14 protein-coding genes are annotated in these 15,527 nt (G+C 68.6%); 2 read left to right on the top strand and 12 right to left on the bottom strand.

Going from position 1 to position 15,527, the window contains the following annotated elements:
* Positions 1-26: 26 nt before the first annotated feature.
* Entirely contained in the window at positions 27-2,135 is a 2,109-nt protein-coding gene (locus ACLFA2_RS07735; protein WP_426622342.1) for a DUF7507 domain-containing protein, read from the bottom strand.
* A 459-nt stretch (positions 2,136-2,594) separates the two neighbouring features.
* Between ACLFA2_RS07735 and ACLFA2_RS07740 the strand changes: the two genes are divergently transcribed.
* Positions 2,595-3,599, top strand: a complete 1,005-nt coding sequence (locus tag ACLFA2_RS07740; RefSeq protein WP_029258864.1) for a magnesium and cobalt transport protein CorA — start codon at positions 2,595-2,597, stop codon at positions 3,597-3,599.
* Positions 3,600-3,609: 10 nt separating this feature from the next.
* On the opposite strand, the gene ACLFA2_RS07745 is transcribed toward ACLFA2_RS07740, so the two are convergent.
* From ACLFA2_RS07745 to ACLFA2_RS07775, 7 genes are all read right to left on the bottom strand, one after another.
* Positions 3,610-4,077 carry a hypothetical protein gene (locus tag ACLFA2_RS07745; protein WP_021200210.1) on the bottom strand — a complete coding sequence of 156 codons (468 nt, stop codon included), beginning with the start codon at positions 4,075-4,077 and terminating at the stop codon, positions 3,610-3,612.
* On the bottom strand, positions 4,074-4,982 hold the full coding sequence (locus tag ACLFA2_RS07750) for an LssY C-terminal domain-containing protein (protein WP_021200209.1): 909 nt from the start codon (positions 4,980-4,982) through the stop codon (positions 4,074-4,076). Before ACLFA2_RS07750 ends, ACLFA2_RS07745 begins: the two co-directional genes overlap by 4 nt.
* A 55-nt stretch (positions 4,983-5,037) precedes the next feature.
* Complete coding sequence (locus ACLFA2_RS07755) at positions 5,038-6,861, bottom strand: glycoside hydrolase family 15 protein (protein WP_426622343.1); 1,824 nt, start codon at positions 6,859-6,861, stop codon at positions 5,038-5,040.
* A gap of 6 nt (positions 6,862-6,867) precedes the next feature.
* Positions 6,868-8,217 (bottom strand): hypothetical protein, encoded by a 1,350-nt coding sequence (locus tag ACLFA2_RS07760; RefSeq protein WP_347124371.1) that lies wholly within the window; start codon positions 8,215-8,217, stop codon positions 6,868-6,870.
* Between the two features lie 4 nt (positions 8,218-8,221).
* Positions 8,222-9,175 carry an NmrA/HSCARG family protein gene (locus tag ACLFA2_RS07765; protein WP_029258860.1) on the bottom strand — a complete coding sequence of 318 codons (954 nt, stop codon included), beginning with the start codon at positions 9,173-9,175 and terminating at the stop codon, positions 8,222-8,224.
* Positions 9,176-9,240: 65 nt separating this feature from the next.
* A complete protein-coding gene (locus tag ACLFA2_RS07770) occupies positions 9,241-9,876 on the bottom strand; it encodes an NADPH-dependent F420 reductase (protein ID WP_426622344.1) in 636 nt (211 codons plus the stop codon).
* Positions 9,877-9,908: 32 nt separating this feature from the next.
* Entirely contained in the window at positions 9,909-10,289 is a 381-nt protein-coding gene (locus ACLFA2_RS07775; protein WP_167256360.1) for a YybH family protein, read from the bottom strand.
* Between the two features lie 94 nt (positions 10,290-10,383).
* On the opposite strand from ACLFA2_RS07775, the gene ACLFA2_RS07780 reads away from it, so the two are divergent.
* Positions 10,384-11,082 (top strand): alpha/beta hydrolase, encoded by a 699-nt coding sequence (locus tag ACLFA2_RS07780; RefSeq protein WP_021200203.1) that lies wholly within the window; start codon positions 10,384-10,386, stop codon positions 11,080-11,082.
* 50 nt (positions 11,083-11,132) lie between these two features.
* Here ACLFA2_RS07780 and ACLFA2_RS07785 read toward each other — a convergent pair whose 3' ends face one another.
* The 4 genes from ACLFA2_RS07785 to ACLFA2_RS07800 all read right to left on the bottom strand — a co-directional run bounded on the left by ACLFA2_RS07785 (position 11,133) and on the right by ACLFA2_RS07800 (position 15,512).
* Positions 11,133-11,672, bottom strand: coding sequence for a hypothetical protein (locus ACLFA2_RS07785; protein WP_029265613.1), 540 nt, complete (start codon positions 11,670-11,672; stop codon positions 11,133-11,135).
* 37 nt (positions 11,673-11,709) lie between these two features.
* A complete protein-coding gene (locus tag ACLFA2_RS07790) occupies positions 11,710-12,843 on the bottom strand; it encodes an MFS transporter (protein ID WP_347124367.1) in 1,134 nt (377 codons plus the stop codon).
* A 206-nt stretch (positions 12,844-13,049) separates the two neighbouring features.
* Positions 13,050-14,792 (bottom strand): DUF11 domain-containing protein, encoded by a 1,743-nt coding sequence (locus tag ACLFA2_RS07795; protein ID WP_426622345.1) that lies wholly within the window; start codon positions 14,790-14,792, stop codon positions 13,050-13,052.
* Between the two features lie 54 nt (positions 14,793-14,846).
* Positions 14,847-15,512 (bottom strand): hypothetical protein, encoded by a 666-nt coding sequence (locus tag ACLFA2_RS07800; RefSeq protein WP_426622346.1) that lies wholly within the window; start codon positions 15,510-15,512, stop codon positions 14,847-14,849.
* Positions 15,513-15,527: the final 15 nt, after the last annotated feature.

Genomic DNA, 15,527 nt, shown 5'->3' on the forward strand with positions numbered 1-15,527 from the left:
CGCGTCAGCTCACGTGTCCGTTCAGATCAGCTCACGTCGTGGCGAGCCCCGCGGCGCCCGCGGAGGACGAGCCCTGCACCGACGGCGATGACCAGCACGGCGCCCACGATGCCGCCGATCGCGACTCCGCCTCCCGTGGTCGCAAGGCCGGCAGCGGGGGGCGGGACCCGGTCGTGCGTGGTCGTGCAGGCGGTGCTGCACCCCGGGCTGGTGACCGTGTTGACGAGGTCACCGTCACCGCGCGTTCCCACGGTCACCGAATACGTGATCGTGACCACGTCGCCCGCTGCCAGGTCGCCTCTCCACGAGAGCGTCCCCGCGGCCGCGTCGAAGGATGCGGCACCGGCAGAAGCGGAGACATCACCGTTGTAGGCGGCATCGTCCAGCACCTCGGCGAGATCATCCTCGAGCACCGCTCCGGGAACGGCCGCCAGGCCGCGTTGGGTCACCGTGAGCGTGTAGGCGATGACGGAACCCGCCGCCACCGAGCTGCCAGACCGGGGGTCCGACCCCTTGGTCACGGTGTAGCCGCCGACCGGTGTCTCCGTGGTGTCCGGAGGGGTGATGACAGGGGGCTTACCCGGGGGCGTGCCTGTCCCCGTCGCCGTGTTGACCACCGCGCCCGCGGCGAGATCGGCCGGCGTGATCGTATAGGGCCGGTCCGCCGTGCACACCACCGACTCCGCCGGGGCGAGCGCGTCCGGATCGCAGGTGATGCCGATACCTGCAGCAGCGAGCCTGTCGTCGTCGATCGTGAGTCCCGCGAGCGGAGTCTCGCCGGTGTTGGTGAGTTCGAACTCCCACGTGATCCGGTCGCCCACATCGTCGTAGCCGTTTCCATTGGCGTCGATGACTCCGGTGACCCTCTTGTCGAGGCTCATCCCGGGCACGAGCGGCTCGTTGAACACGGTGCAGACCACGGCGACGCCGGCGATCTGCGGAATCGTGACGCTCCCCGACGGACCGGTGCCGGAGCCGATCGTGGCCCCCGCGGGTCCCTGCGCATCGACGCACTCCCAGCGGGATCCGTAGTCCGCGAGATTCGTCGTTCCCGCGGCGGTCTCGCCGAAGTCGTAGGTGGCGTTCGGCTGCACGATCACCGATCCGGCGGTCTCGGCCGGCGACTGCGTCTGCAGCCCGGGCTCCGCACCCTCGGTGACCCCGATGCTGCCTGGTCCCGGCACGATGCCGCCGCCGGTGATCGAGAGGGCGAACTGATCGGTGGGCTGCACCCGCCCCGCCACGTTCTTCTGCACCGTCAGGGTCGGCGGCGCACCACAGGTCGCGAAGTCCGTCATGTTCGAGGCGACGGCCCCCGAGACCGGCACGTTCCCGACCAATGCCCCGGTGGTGGCGTTCACCCGGAGGATCGGTCCCGCGCCTCCACCGATGTACACCTCGCCGGTCCCACCGAAGGCGATGGCGGCATAGGTCACACCGGCGACGGGCTCGATCCTCGTGAGCAGCGACGAGGTGAGTGCGGAGTTCGACCCCGTCGAGGGGATCGAACCGTCGACGCGGATCAGCGCACCACCGGTCGGTGTACTGCCCACGATGTACATCTGACCGAGGGTGTCGAACGCGAAGTCGCTGTTGGTGAGCGCGATGCCGTCGGGCAGACGGATCGTCGAGGCGACGCCTCGATTCGTGTTCGTCACGGGGTCGTAGACGGCGATCTGGTACTCGGTGCCGCCGGCGCCGATGCCCCCGTAGTAGTAGAGCCCGCTCGTCGGGCTCACCGCCCCGCCGACGGCCGAGTAGCCCGTGAGCACCTGGGCCGGTGTGGAGTCGAAGGAGTCGGTCGCGAGCGTGTAGTCGTACACGGTCCCCGCCTTGGTGAACAGGAAGTTCCCCCCTCCCGGCGCGATGCCCAGCTGATTGACGACGTTGCCACCGGGAAGGTCGACCAGCGCAGTCGCCGCCCCCGTCGTCGCATCGATCTGCCAGAGATCGCCGTCACCCGCACCCTGGTTGGTGACGTAGACCGTCGGCCCCGTGCACTGCAGGACCGGCGCCGCCTGAGCGGCGGGTGCGGTGGCGATGGAGGCCCCGACGAGCCCGGCCGACACCATCAGCACGGCGGCGATCCCACCCCGCAGACCGCGGGCTCGAGGACGACTGAGGGCAGCGGACATGGAGTCTCCTTCGTGCGGCGCATCGTCCGCACACACCGGGCGCACGAAGAGGCTGCGCCGGGAGCGGACGGATCGATGCGGAAAGGGGCGACGCCGGACTCTCCGCATCGCTTCGAGGTCCGATGCTACTAGCAGGTAACGTGCTACTCCACCTCTCGGCGAGCAGAATACTGCTCTGATCGGGGCAGGAGCCCGACCGGGAATCCTCACAGCAGACAGGAGTATGCTGACGTGTTGGGTCGTTCGGCCCGAAGAGTCTCGAAAGGCGGTGATGGCGATGTCCGGTGATAGTTACGACGCCGCCTTCGCTGCGTCGCGACTCCCTGCGCTCGCGCGTTGACCTTCCGGTCCGCTTTCGCACGTCCTTCTCCGCAGCCGTCGGCGGCGTCATCCGCCCCCTGACGAAACCCGCGCACGGAGCTCTCTGCTGCCGTGCACCTGCGAGAACGGAGCCGCATGATGGCGCTCATCGACAACGGCGTGTACGTCCACGGACGTCGCGTGGAGACCCCCAAGAACCTGGACGAGACCTACCGGATGCTGGACGCCGCCGGGGGCATCGCCTGGATCGGCCTGTACCGGCCCAGCCCCGAAGAGGTGGCGTCCGTCGCGCGCGAGTTCGACCTGCATCCCCTCGCCGTCGAGGATGCGCTCTCAGGCCACCAGCGCTCGAAGGTGGAGCGCTACGGCGATACCCTGTTCGCCGTGCTGCGCCCCGCGCGCTACCGCGACGAGCAGGAGTCGATCGAGTTCGGCGAGCTGCACCTGTTCGTCGGCCCCGACTTCGTGGTGACGATCCGGCACGCCGAGTCGCCCAACCTCGCCGCCGTGCGCGCCCGCATGGAGGCGAACCCCGAACTGCTCGCGATGGGGCCGGAGGCCGTGCTCTACGCGATCCTCGATGAGGTCGTCGACGGCTACGAGCCGATCGTGGCGGGTCTGCTGAACGACATCGACGAGATCGAGGACCAGCTCTTCGGCGACGGCGACGACGACAGCGCGCTCTCCCGCCGCATCTACGAGCTGTCCCGCGAGGTCATCAACTTCCAGCGCGCCGTGCACCCGCTGAACGGGATGCTGGAGTGGCTGCGTCGGGGATCGGCGAAGTACCGCATCGACGAGGAGCTGCAGCGTTCGCTGCGCGACGTGCTCGACCACACGATCCGCGTCAACGAGAAGATCGACTCGTTCCGGGCGATCCTCGAGAACGCGCTCACCGTGCACTCCGCGCTGGTCGCACGCCGCCAGACCGAAGCCGGGCTCGCGCAGAACGACGAGATCAAGAAGATCTCCTCCTGGGCGGCGATCATCTTCGCCCCGACGCTGGTCGGCACGGTGTACGGGATGAACTTCGACGTGATGCCCGAGCTGCACTGGGCCTTCGGCTACCCGATGGCCATCGGCGCGATGGTCGCGTTCGCCGTCGGCCTGTTCGGGGTGTTCAAGTACAAGAAGTGGCTCTGAACCGACCGCCTCAGGCGAGCGGCTCTCCCGTGCTGATGAAGCGGGGGTCGTTGCGCCGGGCGAAGCTCCGGGCGCTCTGCGCCGACAGGGCGAGCAGCACGAGGATGTCGAGCGCGACGCTCGCGAGCGAGGTGCGGAACGTGACGGGGATGCCGGCGTTCCACCAGTCGAGGAAGACGACGATGATGCTGAGCGAGGCGAAGCTCATCGCCACGATGCGTGCCCAGTTCGACCCGGTGAACACCAGGCCGGCGAGCACACCGTAGAACAGGTACCAGACGCCGAGCGCGCTGAACCCGACGATGAGGAGGATGTCGGCGACATCCGGTGGAACCAGCACGGTGCCGTCGCCGGTGGAGAAGATCTCCTCCCTGATCGCCGTCCAGTTCAGCACGTAGACGAGGATCGAGACGAACCCCCAGATCACCCGGAGCGACATCAGCACCGCGCCGAGGCCGGTGGCCAGAGGCCGCTTCACGACAGACCTCGCAGCTCGGTGACCGGCGCCTCTTCGACGGCCTCCTCCGCGGCATCCGCCGACCGCGCCTGCACCACGCGGCGGAGATCGACCACGGGCAGATCGCCATCGGTGTGGATGCTGTCGCCCCCGCCGTTCCGGGAGTGGTATCCCGTGGAGAAGTCACGGATGATGACGATGCGCACCCCGGTGTGCGCCTCGCGGAGCGTGCCGACGATGTGATCGCGTTCGATGTCGATGTCCGCATCGATCTTGTGGGTGATCTGCAGGGTGAACAGCGAGAACCCGACTGCACGGTCGAACGTTCCGGCGGCCACCCAGTCGACACGGTGCCCACCTGGCAGCATCCAGCCGTCAGGGCAGCGCCAGAATCTGACATGGTGCCGCTTGGCCGGGTTGCCCTCGACCTCCTGCTGATAGGCGAGATCCTGCCGTCTCCCGAACAGGAAGAGCGGGCTGACCGGTGCCTCGTCGTAGCTGCGCCTGAGCATGGTCGACGACACGATGCGCCAGGTCGATGCGGCGGTGATGTCATCGGCGCGTGTCCACCCGGCCTCGGCCATGCACCGGGTGAGCTGCTCCTCGGTGCCGAGGACGGCGAGGTTCACCGGGTCTCCGAGCAGGCCGTCGCTCGTTCGCGCCCGCCCGATGAAGTAGCTGGGCACGTAGATGCGCGTGAGGATGGAGTGCAGTCTCGGCAGCACGAGGTAGGCGAGGATCAGCCAGAACGCCACCGCGAACCCGATGGCCCACCAGCCCCACGAGAACGCCTCCGTGATGATGAGATACGCGAGCCAGATCGCGGCGAGACCGGCGAACACGAAGAAGACGTCGTCGAGAGCCGCGTTGACGGAGAACCGTCGGCGCGGGACCAGAGGGTCCCGCCGCTTGATCGGTTCCGTCATGTCCACATCCTAGGAACTGCGCGCTCGGGTGAGAAGACGCCGAGGGACCGCCCCCTCAGCGCGACCTCTCCTCTGCCGAGCCGAGATCCGCCAGGGCCAGCGCATCCGCTGCTCGCACGAGCGCGAGGTGCGAGAAGGCCTGCGGAGTGTTGCCGAGTTGCCGCCCCGCCACCGGGTCATACTCCTCCGACAGCATCCCCACGTCGTTCGCGAGCCCGCACAACCGCTCCATGAGGGCATGCCCATCCGCACGCCGCCCCGTCAACGCGTACTGCTCGACCAGCCAGAACGAGCACGCCAGGAAAGCACCTTCCGAGCCCGAGAGTCCGTCGACCCCCGTGCCGGTGCGATACCGACGCACGAGCCCGTCGGACATCAGCGTCTGCTCGATGCGTGCGACCGTCGCCAGCATCCGGGGATCATCCGGCCGGCAGTACCCCACCTGCGGAAGGAGGAGCAGCGAGGCGTCGACCTCGGTGGTCGCGTAGTGCTGCACGAAGTGACCGTCGACGACACCGTCGCGATCGATCTCCTCGCGCATCCGATCCCGCAGCCCGCGCCAGCGCTCCACGGGGCCTTCGAGCCCGTGCTCCTCGACAGCGCGCACCGCGCGGTCGAACGCCGCCCACATCATCACCCGTGAGTGCGTGAAGAGACGGGGCTCACCCCGGATCTCCCACAGTCCCTGATCCGGGCGCTCGATCTGCTCGGAGGCGAATCGGACCAACTCGCGCTCCAGCGGCCAGGAGAAGCCCGACTCGTTGAGTCCCGCCGCCCGCGCGGCCGACAGCGTCACCAGCACCTCGCCCACGACGTCGGCCTGATACTGGTCCGCCGCACCGTTGCCGATCCGCACCGGTGCGGAACCCTCGTATCCCGGGAGATTCGTCAGCACGCGCTCCACGAGATCTCTCTCCCCCGCCGGGCCGTACATGATCTGGAGGTCGGCAGGATCCCCGGCGACGGCCCGCAGCAGCCATTCCCGCCACTGCCCCGCCACCCCGAGGAACCCGTGGGCGAGCAGCGCTTCGAGGGTGAGGGCGGCATCGCGCAGCCAGACATAGCGGTAGTCCCAGTTGCGCACGCCCCCGATCTCCTCCGGCAGGGCCATGGTCGCCGCGGCGGCGATCCCGCCCGTCTCGTGGTTGGTGAGTGCCCGCAGGATCAGCAGCGACCGGACCACCTCGTCCCGGTGCGGGCCGTCGTGCGAGATCCGATCGGCCCAGTCCTGCCACCAGGCCTTCGTGGCGTCCAGCTCGTTCTGCACGTCGAGCGCATGGGGGAGGTCGAGGTGCGAGGGGAACCACGTCAGCTGCAGGTCACGCACCTCTCCGGCGTCGACCGCCAGCTCGCCCCGGTGCTGATGGTCGACCGGCTTCAGCGGTGCACCGCGCAGGGCGAGGGCATCCGGGCCACCCATCGCGACCAGACATGGGTCTCCCTCCGGCCCGACCTGGCGCACCCAGGGCATCACCCTGGCGTAGTCGAAGCGGATGCTCAGCCGCTGCTCGAAGACCATGGAGCCGCGCACTCCCACGATCCGGCGGACCAGATCGGTCCGCCGGATCGCCGCATCGGGATCGAGTCCCATCGGCATGAAGTCGTGCACCTCGGCGACCGCATCGCCGCTCTCCCATCGGGTGACCAGCACGAAGGTCTCCCGGTCGTAGCGTCGCGTGCTCGTCGCAGCGGGGTCGGTCGGATGCAGCAGCCACCGCCCGTGGGACTCGTCGCCGAGGATCGCCGCGAACGTCGATGCCGAGTCCAGCCGCGGCAGGCACAGCCAGTCGATGCTGCCCGCGCACGACACCAGCGCCGCCGTGCGGCAGTTGCTCAGCAGCGCGTAGTCCTCGATGCGGACGCCCGCCTCATCCCCCACGGCGCCTCAACCCCTCGGGCCGGACGATCGGAGGACGATGTCGGCGATGTCGATGTCCGCGATGTCGATGTCCGCGATGTCGATGTCCGCACTGTCGAGCAGCGACACGGCCCTCGAGCCCGCTCCCGTGGCGCGGACGCCACCGGCTATCGACACCTCGCCCACACGTCCCCCCACTTCCAGTGTGACCACGTTAGCCCCCGCGGTGACGAGCCGTCCGCCGATGCGGAGCGCGTCGACGGATCCGGTCCCCGTCACGCTCAGCGCGATCGCCGGGAGCATCATCTGCACGCCTTTGACGAGGCTCAGCCCCTCACCGCCGCTCGTCGTGACATCGCCATCCACCGCAAGCCTCCCCATCGGCCTGCTGATCTGGATGCCGATCGACCCGTCGCCCGTCGTGCGGATGCTCTGGAACCTCGCCTCCCGCAACGTGCCGTCGTAGAGGTTGAAGCCCCGGGCGCCCCTCCCCGTCGTGACGATCGGCGCGCGCACGTCGAGGGTGTCGATATCGCCGAAGTTCACGACCCCGATACCGCTCGGCCCGTGCGACGCAACCTCTCCCGTGGCGATCCAGGTGCCCACCGATCCCCAGTTGTCGAGCACCATGTCGTTCGGGCCGTACGTCGTGACGGCCCCCGCGGTGCGCACCGCGTCGACCGTCGCCCCGCTGAGCACGAACACCCCGGCCGAGATCAGGTCCGGCGTCCCCGCCGGGATCGCCCCGTCCGTGTGCACCTCTCCGGTGCGCAATCGGGTGACGTGCACGGTTCCGCCCGCACCGCGCCCGTCCCGACCTCCGTGTCCCCCGACGAAGATCCCGCTTCCGTACACCGGCTCGGCCTCCGTCCCCGCAGAGATCTCGAGCAGTTCGGCTGTCAGCTCCACCTCGGGATCCGCCTGCCGGTTCCACAGCGTGAAGCCTCCTTGCAAGACGTCCACGCCGAACCCGTGCGGACGGTGGAACCGTCCACGCAGGTCGGCGGTGATCACCCGCACGTTCTCGGCCTGCACGTGCCCGGCACGCACACGGTCCTCCGCCAGGATGACGATCTGCCCCCGCGTGGTGACGTTGCGCAGCGTGAGGGTGCCGAGATCGGTCACCCCCGTGTCGTTGAGGATCGCCGCCTCCTCATCGGCCGTCAGGATCGAGATGTCCTCGAGCGTGTTGTCCGAGGTGAGGCGCACACCCCTGGCCCCGAACTGCAGGGTCCCTCCGCGAAGACTCACACCGGGCGCGAGGGTGAACCCCGGCGCCCCGACGATCACCCCGCGCACCTCGATGTCCTCGACACCTGCGCTGACGGCGGCCAGCAGCTCCCGAGCCGTCGAGACGGTCACCGCGTGTTCGCTCATCGTTCTACTCGGCCGTCAGCAGCGCGACGTTCTCCTGAGCCCACGTGCGGAAGTCCTTGAGCCCGGGAACGAGTTTCCGCAGTGACGTCAGGTCACGCGCCCCGGTGAACTCGGCGTCGAAATCGCCGTAGTACTGGAACATGTTGCCGAACTCGTCACTGCCGGGAGCGCCCGAGCTGCGCGCATCGTCGTACGCGATCGACCGGAATCGCACGGGTTCCCCGAGCACGTCGCTCAAGACGGACGCGTACTCGGCTCCCGTCAGGTGGTCCCCCGCCAACCCGACCGTCCGGCCGATGTACTCGTCGCCCGCGGCCAGGATCGCGAACGCGGTCCGTCCGATGTCCGAGACGTCGACCGCCGACATGCGCTTCCCGTCCTCGAGCGGAAGCGTCAGCGTCAGCACACCGTCGTCCTCTCGACGCGCGCCCATCGCGGAGGCCGCGAGGTTCTGGAAGAAGAATGCCGTGTTCAGGTAGGTGGTCGGCACTCCTGCCGCGGCGAAGAAGGCGTTGCCCTCGCCCTTCGCGTCGAAGTGCGGCACGTTGTAGTGATCCTGCAGCACAGGCATTCGCGGGTCTTCCAGGGGGAGCAGATCGCGCGTGTCCTCCAGCGTCGACCACACCACGTGGCCGACGCCGCTCGCGGCGGCGGCGCGGGCGAGCGTCGCGATCTCCGCGAGCTCCCTGGCAGCGGATCCGTGCGCCCAGAAGTTCGTCACCAGGAACGCGCCATCGACGCCGGTGAGTGCGGCGACCACGCTCGGCTCGTCGGCGAAGTCGGCCTGCACCACCTCCACTCCGCGTGCGGCGAGCGCGCGTGCGGCCGGGGACGCCGGGTCGCGCGTGAGCGCGCGGACGGCGAATCGCTGCTCGGGGTCGGCGAGGATGGCGTCCACGACGCCACCGCCCTGGGAACCGGTCGCACCGGCGACCGCGATCTTCTTCTGTTCGTTCATCGGCTTTCCTTCTGTTGCTCTTCGTGCGGTTGCAGTTCGTGCGGTTGCGGGTTCGGGAAGATCCATCACAGGGCGGCGCGGGCCTCCTCCGCGGTGACGGTCCGGCCGAGCCCACCGATCTCGTGCAGTTCGCCGTACACCTCGATGCGCACGGACTGGTCGAGTCCGCCGACGTTCACGGGTGCGAAACCGGCGGAGCGGATCAGCGAGGCGACGGCCTCCCCTGCCGCACCGTCGTCGGTCGCATAGGGGAGTGCGATCGCAGGATCCTGCCGAGCGCTCACCTTCATCGACTCCGCGCCCAGCGTTCCGAAGGCCTTCACGAGGGATGCTCCGGCGGGGAGCTTCTGGGCCAGGATCTGCCCCGAGGACTCCTCGGGCGCGAGGATCTTCACGTATCCGCCGTTCCCGTCCGGGCCGAGCGGATTGGAGGGATCGACGACGATCTTGCCGTCGAGAGCGTCGCGGTTCTCGTCGATCAGCTTCTTCGACACGTCGAACCAGACGGCGAGGATGACGATGTCGGCAGCGGCGATCGCGGCGGGCACCTCGGCCGCACGCGCACTTCCGCCGACCGCGGCGGCGAGCGACGCCGCCTTCTCCAGGTCGCTGCCGGCGATGATCAGGTCCTCTCCTCCGTCCGCGAGGTCCTGGGCGATGATGCTGCCGATCTTTCCGGTTCCGATGATGGCGGTGGTCATGGTGATCTCCTGTAGGTCTTGTGCGGTCGGTGCTATGCGGACTTGTTGAACATGTAGCGGCTGATCTTCCATCGGCCGTCTTCGACGGCGAAGGTGAACAGCTCGCGATTCGACTCCGGCGTGGTGGTCGACGTGGCGCGGACGGTCTGGGTTCCGTTGCTGCGGGTCAGCGCGGCGGCTGCGGTGTCGCTGAACACGGTCACCTCGTCGATCGTGAACACCACCGCGAGGTGGATCGCCGCGAACACGGCGTCGTAGGCCTGTGTGAGCTCCGGGCCCACGGCCGTGGGCAGCATCGTCGGCATGAACACGCCGTCTTGCGTGTAACATGACACCGCAAGCGCGGTGTCATCGGTATTGAGTGCCCGCTCGTAGGTGGCGAGCAGCTCGCGGATATCTTCTTCGGCTGACATGGTGTCCCTCTCGGTTCCTGCGATGCCTAGATTACTTTCCGTGGAAAGTATATGGTCGGAGTACGGTAACCGATCCAATGCAGGAGGTATTCCCATGACCACGAAACCGACGATCATCCTCGTTCACGGATTCTGGGGCGGCGCCGCCCACTGGGCGAAAGTCATCGTCGAACTGCGGCGGCGCGGGTACGAATCGATCCAGGCGGTCGAGAACCCGCTCACCTCGCTCGCCGACGACGCGGAGCGCACGCGCACGATGATCCGGCAGGTCGACGGCCCTGTCCTCCTGGTCGGGCACTCCTACGGCGGGGCGGTCATCACCGAGGCAGGAGACCTGCCCAACGTCGTCGGACTCGTCTATGTCGCGGCCTTCGCTCCGGATGCGGGCGAGAACCCCGGGCAGATCAGCGCGGAGCACCCGCCCGCAGCGTTCGAGAACATCGCGCCGGACAGCGACGGCTACCTCTGGGTCGCCCAGGACAAGTTCCAGGAGAGCTTCTGCCAGGACCTGACGGACGATGAGGCGCTCGTGATGGCCGTCACCCAGAAGGCGCCGCTCGCCTCCACGTTCGGCGACGACGTCACCGCACCAGCCTGGAAGGTCAAGCCCACCTGGTACCAGGTGTCGACCCAGGACCGCATGATCCACCCCGACAACGAGCGGCGCATGGCGGCGCGGATGTCACCGCGCAAGATCGTGGAACTGGATGCCAGCCATGCCTCGCTGGCCTCGCACCCCGCCGCGATCTGCGATCTGATCGACGACGCGACAACCGCCCTCGCCGGCGCCTGACCCCCGATCGACCGTCGGATGCCGCGGGCCCACGCCGCGGCGTCCGACGGTCACTTCTCGTCGGGGCCGCTGATGTGGTCGAGCAGCTCGTCGAGCGTCTCGAAATCGATGCTCTCGGAACCGTCGAGCTCTCGCACCTCGACCCCGTCGACGTCGAGCTGGTCGTCGAGCTGCACGAGGATGCGCGACTCGGGGAACTGCTTCGGCGCGACGAAGGCGAGCAGCACGGCGTCGGCGAACACCACGACCGAGGTCGCCTCGAGGTCGTCTCGCAGATCGATCTGCTCGACCACGGACTCGTCGTCCACCGCATCATCGATGTCGGTCGCCACCTCGTCGATCACCGCGCGCCAACGGGATTCCCCGACGGAGAGGATGCGCGAAACGGCCGCGATCAGCACATCGAGATCGACGTCGTCGCCGTGTTCGTCATCGTCGTCGAGCTCCGGGTCGATGTTGACGTTGACCACGGTTCCCGCCGCGTCGATGCTCGCCCGTCCGTAGACGAGGCCGTTCTCGGCGATGGGATCTTCGAGCAGCCCGCTCTCGACGATGCGGGCCAGGAGGGAATCGAGCGCAGGCGAGGTCATGCCTCCAGTCTTTCGCATCGCCCGGGTTCCCGGGCGGTCATCGCGCGCGAAGGAGGGGAGCGAGGAGCACACCGACGGCCGCCAGACCGGCAGCCGCGACGAGCACCCCGGGCGCTCCGGCCTGCGCGTAGGCGAAGCCGGCAGCCACGGGACCGACGAACGCCCCCAGGTTCAGCGCTGCCGTGGCATAGGCGCCGCCGAGGACCGGGGCACCCGACGCCTGCCCGACGATGCGGGCGATCAGGGCCGAGCCCACGGCGAACGACAGCATGCCCCCGGCCGCGGCGCCGAAGAACACCCCCGGCACGGAATCGACGGACAGGGCGAACACGCTCCAGGCCATGGCCGTCACCGCGGCACCCACCACGATCCAGCCCCGCTCGAAGCGGGCCGCCCATCGGCCGGTCGCGGAGACACCCACGAAGGCTCCCACCCCGAAGGCGGCGAGCAGCAGGGGGATCCCGGTCTCCTCCACCCCGGCATCGGCACCGATCACAGCGAGGAATGTGAAGACGCCGAAGGTCGCGGCGTTCACGATCACCGCGAGCACCACGGCGACGACCACCGGGCGACGCCTCAGTTCCCCGAGCTCTGCACGCACGGCGATCCTCGGCGAACGCGGCACCGCGACGAGAGTGCGGTCCCGCAGCAGGGCGACCACAGCGGGCAGGCACAGCAGCGCGACGGCCCAGAAGGTCGAGCGCCAGCCGTACGCATTCGCGAGCGCCGCACCGGCGGGGACGCCGACGATCGTGGCCAGGGTCGTGCCCGAGAGGAGGACGGCGACGGCGCGCGTCACCGTCGCCGGATCGACGACGGCCCGGACCGTCGCCAGAGCGATCGCGAGGAATCCCGCGTTCGCCAGGGCAGCGAGCACGCGCGTCGCGAGCAGCAGCCAGAAGGAGGACGCGAGCGCGCCGACGAGGTGCGCGGCGATGAAGACCACCAGCAGCAGCACGAGAGCGCGCCGCGGAGCCCAACGGCTGGCGAAGACCGCCATGGTCGGGGCGCCGATCACCATGCCGACCGCGAAGGCCGAGGTCAGCAGGGCCGCCGTCGACGGATCGACATCGAGATCGACGGAGAGGGGGAGGAGGAGGCCGGCGAGCATGAACTCGCTGGTGCCCTGGGCGAAGATCGCCAGAGCCAGGACGGGGACGAGCAGGGGCATGGAGCATCCAGACACGAAGACGCCGCTCGAATCGCACAGCGCGATGAACAGCGGGTGAGAAGGGTCGACAGCGGATGCGGGGAGCGCGCGGAAGGCGCTCGACCCGCGATCTACGGTCTGTCGGACTCAGGGCTCACGGTCCCAACCTAGCCGATGCCGAAGGGGCCGCCCATCGGGACGACCCCTTCGGTGTTGCGGTCACGCGCTCAGCGCGCGCTGCCGTAGTAGGTGATTCCGGGGAATGCGAACCCGTCCCCGTTGCCGCCCCAGACGCCGGTGAACGTCAGCACGACCTTCTGCCCCGAGGCCAGCGGCCCCTTCCAGTCGATGCTGCTGCCGTTGACGGTGACGGCGCCGCTGGTCGCGGTGAGGCTGGCCTGGTTCCACGACGAGTCGTCCAGAATCCCGGCGATGTCGAACGCGAGCTCCGCGTTCGCCGAGTCGACGTTGCCGTTGTTCGCGTACTCCATCCGATACGTCACGGCCTGGCCGGGAATCGGGTCGGTCGGGGTCGAGTTGAACGTGTACTGGAAGAACTCGCGCTTGACCATGTCGGTGTCGTCGTCGCATGCCTTCGCCGCGTTCGCGCCGGCCACGCAAACCGTGTTCGTCAGAGCACCGGGTGCTGCCGACTGGTTGACCTTCGCCTTGACCGTGAGGACGATCGACTGCCCAGGGGCCACTGACCCGAGGCTAGCCGTGACGGTGCGCCCTGTCGCGGTCACGGTGGTTCCGGCCGGGCCGCTGCCCGAGACGAAATCGAGGCCGGCGGGGAGCTGGTCGCTCACGACGACGCCCTGAGCCTGTCCATCACCCGTGTTCTTCACGACGATGTCATAGGTCAGTGCCTGTCCCAGTGAGACGTCGCCCTGGTGATCGTCCTTGACGATCGTCAGAACGGGCGTCGTGGGCTTGTCGATCCTCGTGTCATCCCAATCGCATGCCTGGTTCGAGGAGGTGGCGACGGCGCAGGCGTTGTTGCGCAGCGTTCCGATCGGTGCCGTCGTGGCGATCGTGGCCTTGACGGTGAGCGTCGACGAGGCGCCGGGGGCGAGTGACGGGATGGTTCCCTGGACGTTCTGCCCGGCGATCGTCGCCTGCCCCGTGGTGCCGGCCGTGTAGGTCGCCGAGACCGGGGCGAGGCCCGCGGGCAGCGCATCGCTGATGGCCACGTTGTCGGCGGCCGCGTTGCCGGTGTTCTTCACGACGATGTCGTAGGAGAGCTGGTCTCCGATCACAGCGACGTCGCGGTGGTCGTTCTTGTCGAGGGTCAGGACCGGCTTGAGAGGAGCGTCCACATCGACGTCGATGCTGTGGAGGTCACTGGGGACCTTGGTCCACAGGGGGACAAGGCCGACGAACGCGCCCTTCGAACGCATCTTGATCTGGAAGTCGACCTTCGACACGACCCCGTTGATCTGCACGGTGCCCGACTTGGCACCGAGGTCGTTCGACGTGATGGTGGTGGCGGTCACATCGAGGTTTCCGGCGACACGGGAGAGGCTCACCCCCGGTGTCTGCAGGGTGTACTTGGCGGAACTGGTGACGACACCACCCAGCGCATAAATATCACCGCCCAGGTTGGCGAGCGAGATCTTGGGGTTCGTCACGCGCTGACCGAAATCGACGGTGACGACACCGCGGACGCACTCCGCGCCGTTCGCGCACGGGAAGAGCTCCGGCGCACCGATGATGTTCAGACCGAACTCGCCGCCATTCCGCACGGTGGCGAGGTCGACGACGTCGCCGGACCCCTTCACCTGGACCTTGTCGCTGGTGCTGATGGTGACGGTGGCGCCGGCCGCGGATGCGGTACGGGTGTCGCCGGATCCGGCCCACCCGTTCACATCAGCAGCGCTGGCCGCCGGAGCGGCGGCGAGGGCACCGACCGCGAGGGCCGCGAGCAGCCCTCCGGCCAGCGCACCCCGGAGGAGTGATGTTCTTTTCACGATGTTGTCCTTTGATTGCTCGAGTGCGAGTGCTCTGGTGAGAAGGGTCGAAGGTCAGCTGTCCGCTGAGGCACGACGACGCAGGACGATGGCACCCGCGGCTCCGGCCGCGAGCACACCGGCACCGACGAGACCGATGGTCGGATCGATCAACGGCACGGCGGGGCGCTCGGCGAACGTGTGGGCGTAGGAGTAGGTGAATCGCGGATCGTCGGTGAACACGCCACCGGAGTACAGGACCTGAGCACCGTTCGTGATCGTCGGCCCCCAGTAGCCCCCGTCCACCTGGAAGGTCGCCACGGGCTTCACGATCCGTGTGGAACCGTCGTGAGCGACGTTGAACGTCCACACCACGTTGCCGTCGACGAGCACGCCGCCCTCGGTCGCCGAGACGAAGCTCGTGTGCGCGGGAACCGGGAGGACGACTCTGTACACGCCGTCGATCTGCTCGTCGTTGACGAGCTGCACGACGGCACCCTCACTGATCATCGATTCCGGGGTCACCCCCTGGGCGGCCGTCTGGGTGGCCTGTCCGAGATAGCCGCGAACCTGCGGTGGGGCGACCGGATCCGTGTTGGTCGTGGTGGCGGTGGTCGCGGACGTGGCGTCCGGCGCGACCGGCTGCTCGGCGGCGAAAGCCGCCTGGCCGCCGAATACAGCCCCTCCTGCGATCAGCAGGCCGAGACCGGTTGAGCATGCGGACGTGAGGATCTTGTTCATCCTGTGCCCCTTTCA

Source organism: Microbacterium sp. As-52, assembly GCF_049949185.1.
GTDB classification, from domain to species: Bacteria; Actinomycetota; Actinomycetes; order Actinomycetales; family Microbacteriaceae; genus Microbacterium; species Microbacterium maritypicum_A.

What these genes read in the sequence shown, in the direction of transcription:
- ACLFA2_RS07740 (WP_029258864.1), top strand. Translation starts at nt 2,595, where the DNA reads ATGGCGCTCATCGACAACGGCGTGTACGTCCACGGACGTCGCGTGGAG.
- ACLFA2_RS07765 (WP_029258860.1), bottom strand. Translation starts at nt 9,175, where the DNA reads ATGAACGAACAGAAGAAGATCGCGGTCGCCGGTGCGACCGGTTCCCAG.
- ACLFA2_RS07800 (WP_426622346.1), bottom strand. Translation starts at nt 15,512, where the DNA reads ATGAACAAGATCCTCACGTCCGCATGCTCAACCGGTCTCGGCCTGCTG.
- ACLFA2_RS07790 (WP_347124367.1), bottom strand. Translation starts at nt 12,843, where the DNA reads ATGCCCCTGCTCGTCCCCGTCCTGGCTCTGGCGATCTTCGCCCAGGGC.
- ACLFA2_RS07770 (WP_426622344.1), bottom strand. Translation starts at nt 9,876, where the DNA reads ATGACCACCGCCATCATCGGAACCGGAAAGATCGGCAGCATCATCGCC.
- ACLFA2_RS07760 (WP_347124371.1), bottom strand. Translation starts at nt 8,217, where the DNA reads ATGAGCGAACACGCGGTGACCGTCTCGACGGCTCGGGAGCTGCTGGCC.
- ACLFA2_RS07780 (WP_021200203.1), top strand. Translation starts at nt 10,384, where the DNA reads ATGACCACGAAACCGACGATCATCCTCGTTCACGGATTCTGGGGCGGC.
- ACLFA2_RS07735 (WP_426622342.1), bottom strand. Translation starts at nt 2,135, where the DNA reads ATGTCCGCTGCCCTCAGTCGTCCTCGAGCCCGCGGTCTGCGGGGTGGG.
- ACLFA2_RS07750 (WP_021200209.1), bottom strand. Translation starts at nt 4,982, where the DNA reads ATGACGGAACCGATCAAGCGGCGGGACCCTCTGGTCCCGCGCCGACGG.
- ACLFA2_RS07785 (WP_029265613.1), bottom strand. Translation starts at nt 11,672, where the DNA reads ATGACCTCGCCTGCGCTCGATTCCCTCCTGGCCCGCATCGTCGAGAGC.
- ACLFA2_RS07775 (WP_167256360.1), bottom strand. Translation starts at nt 10,289, where the DNA reads ATGTCAGCCGAAGAAGATATCCGCGAGCTGCTCGCCACCTACGAGCGG.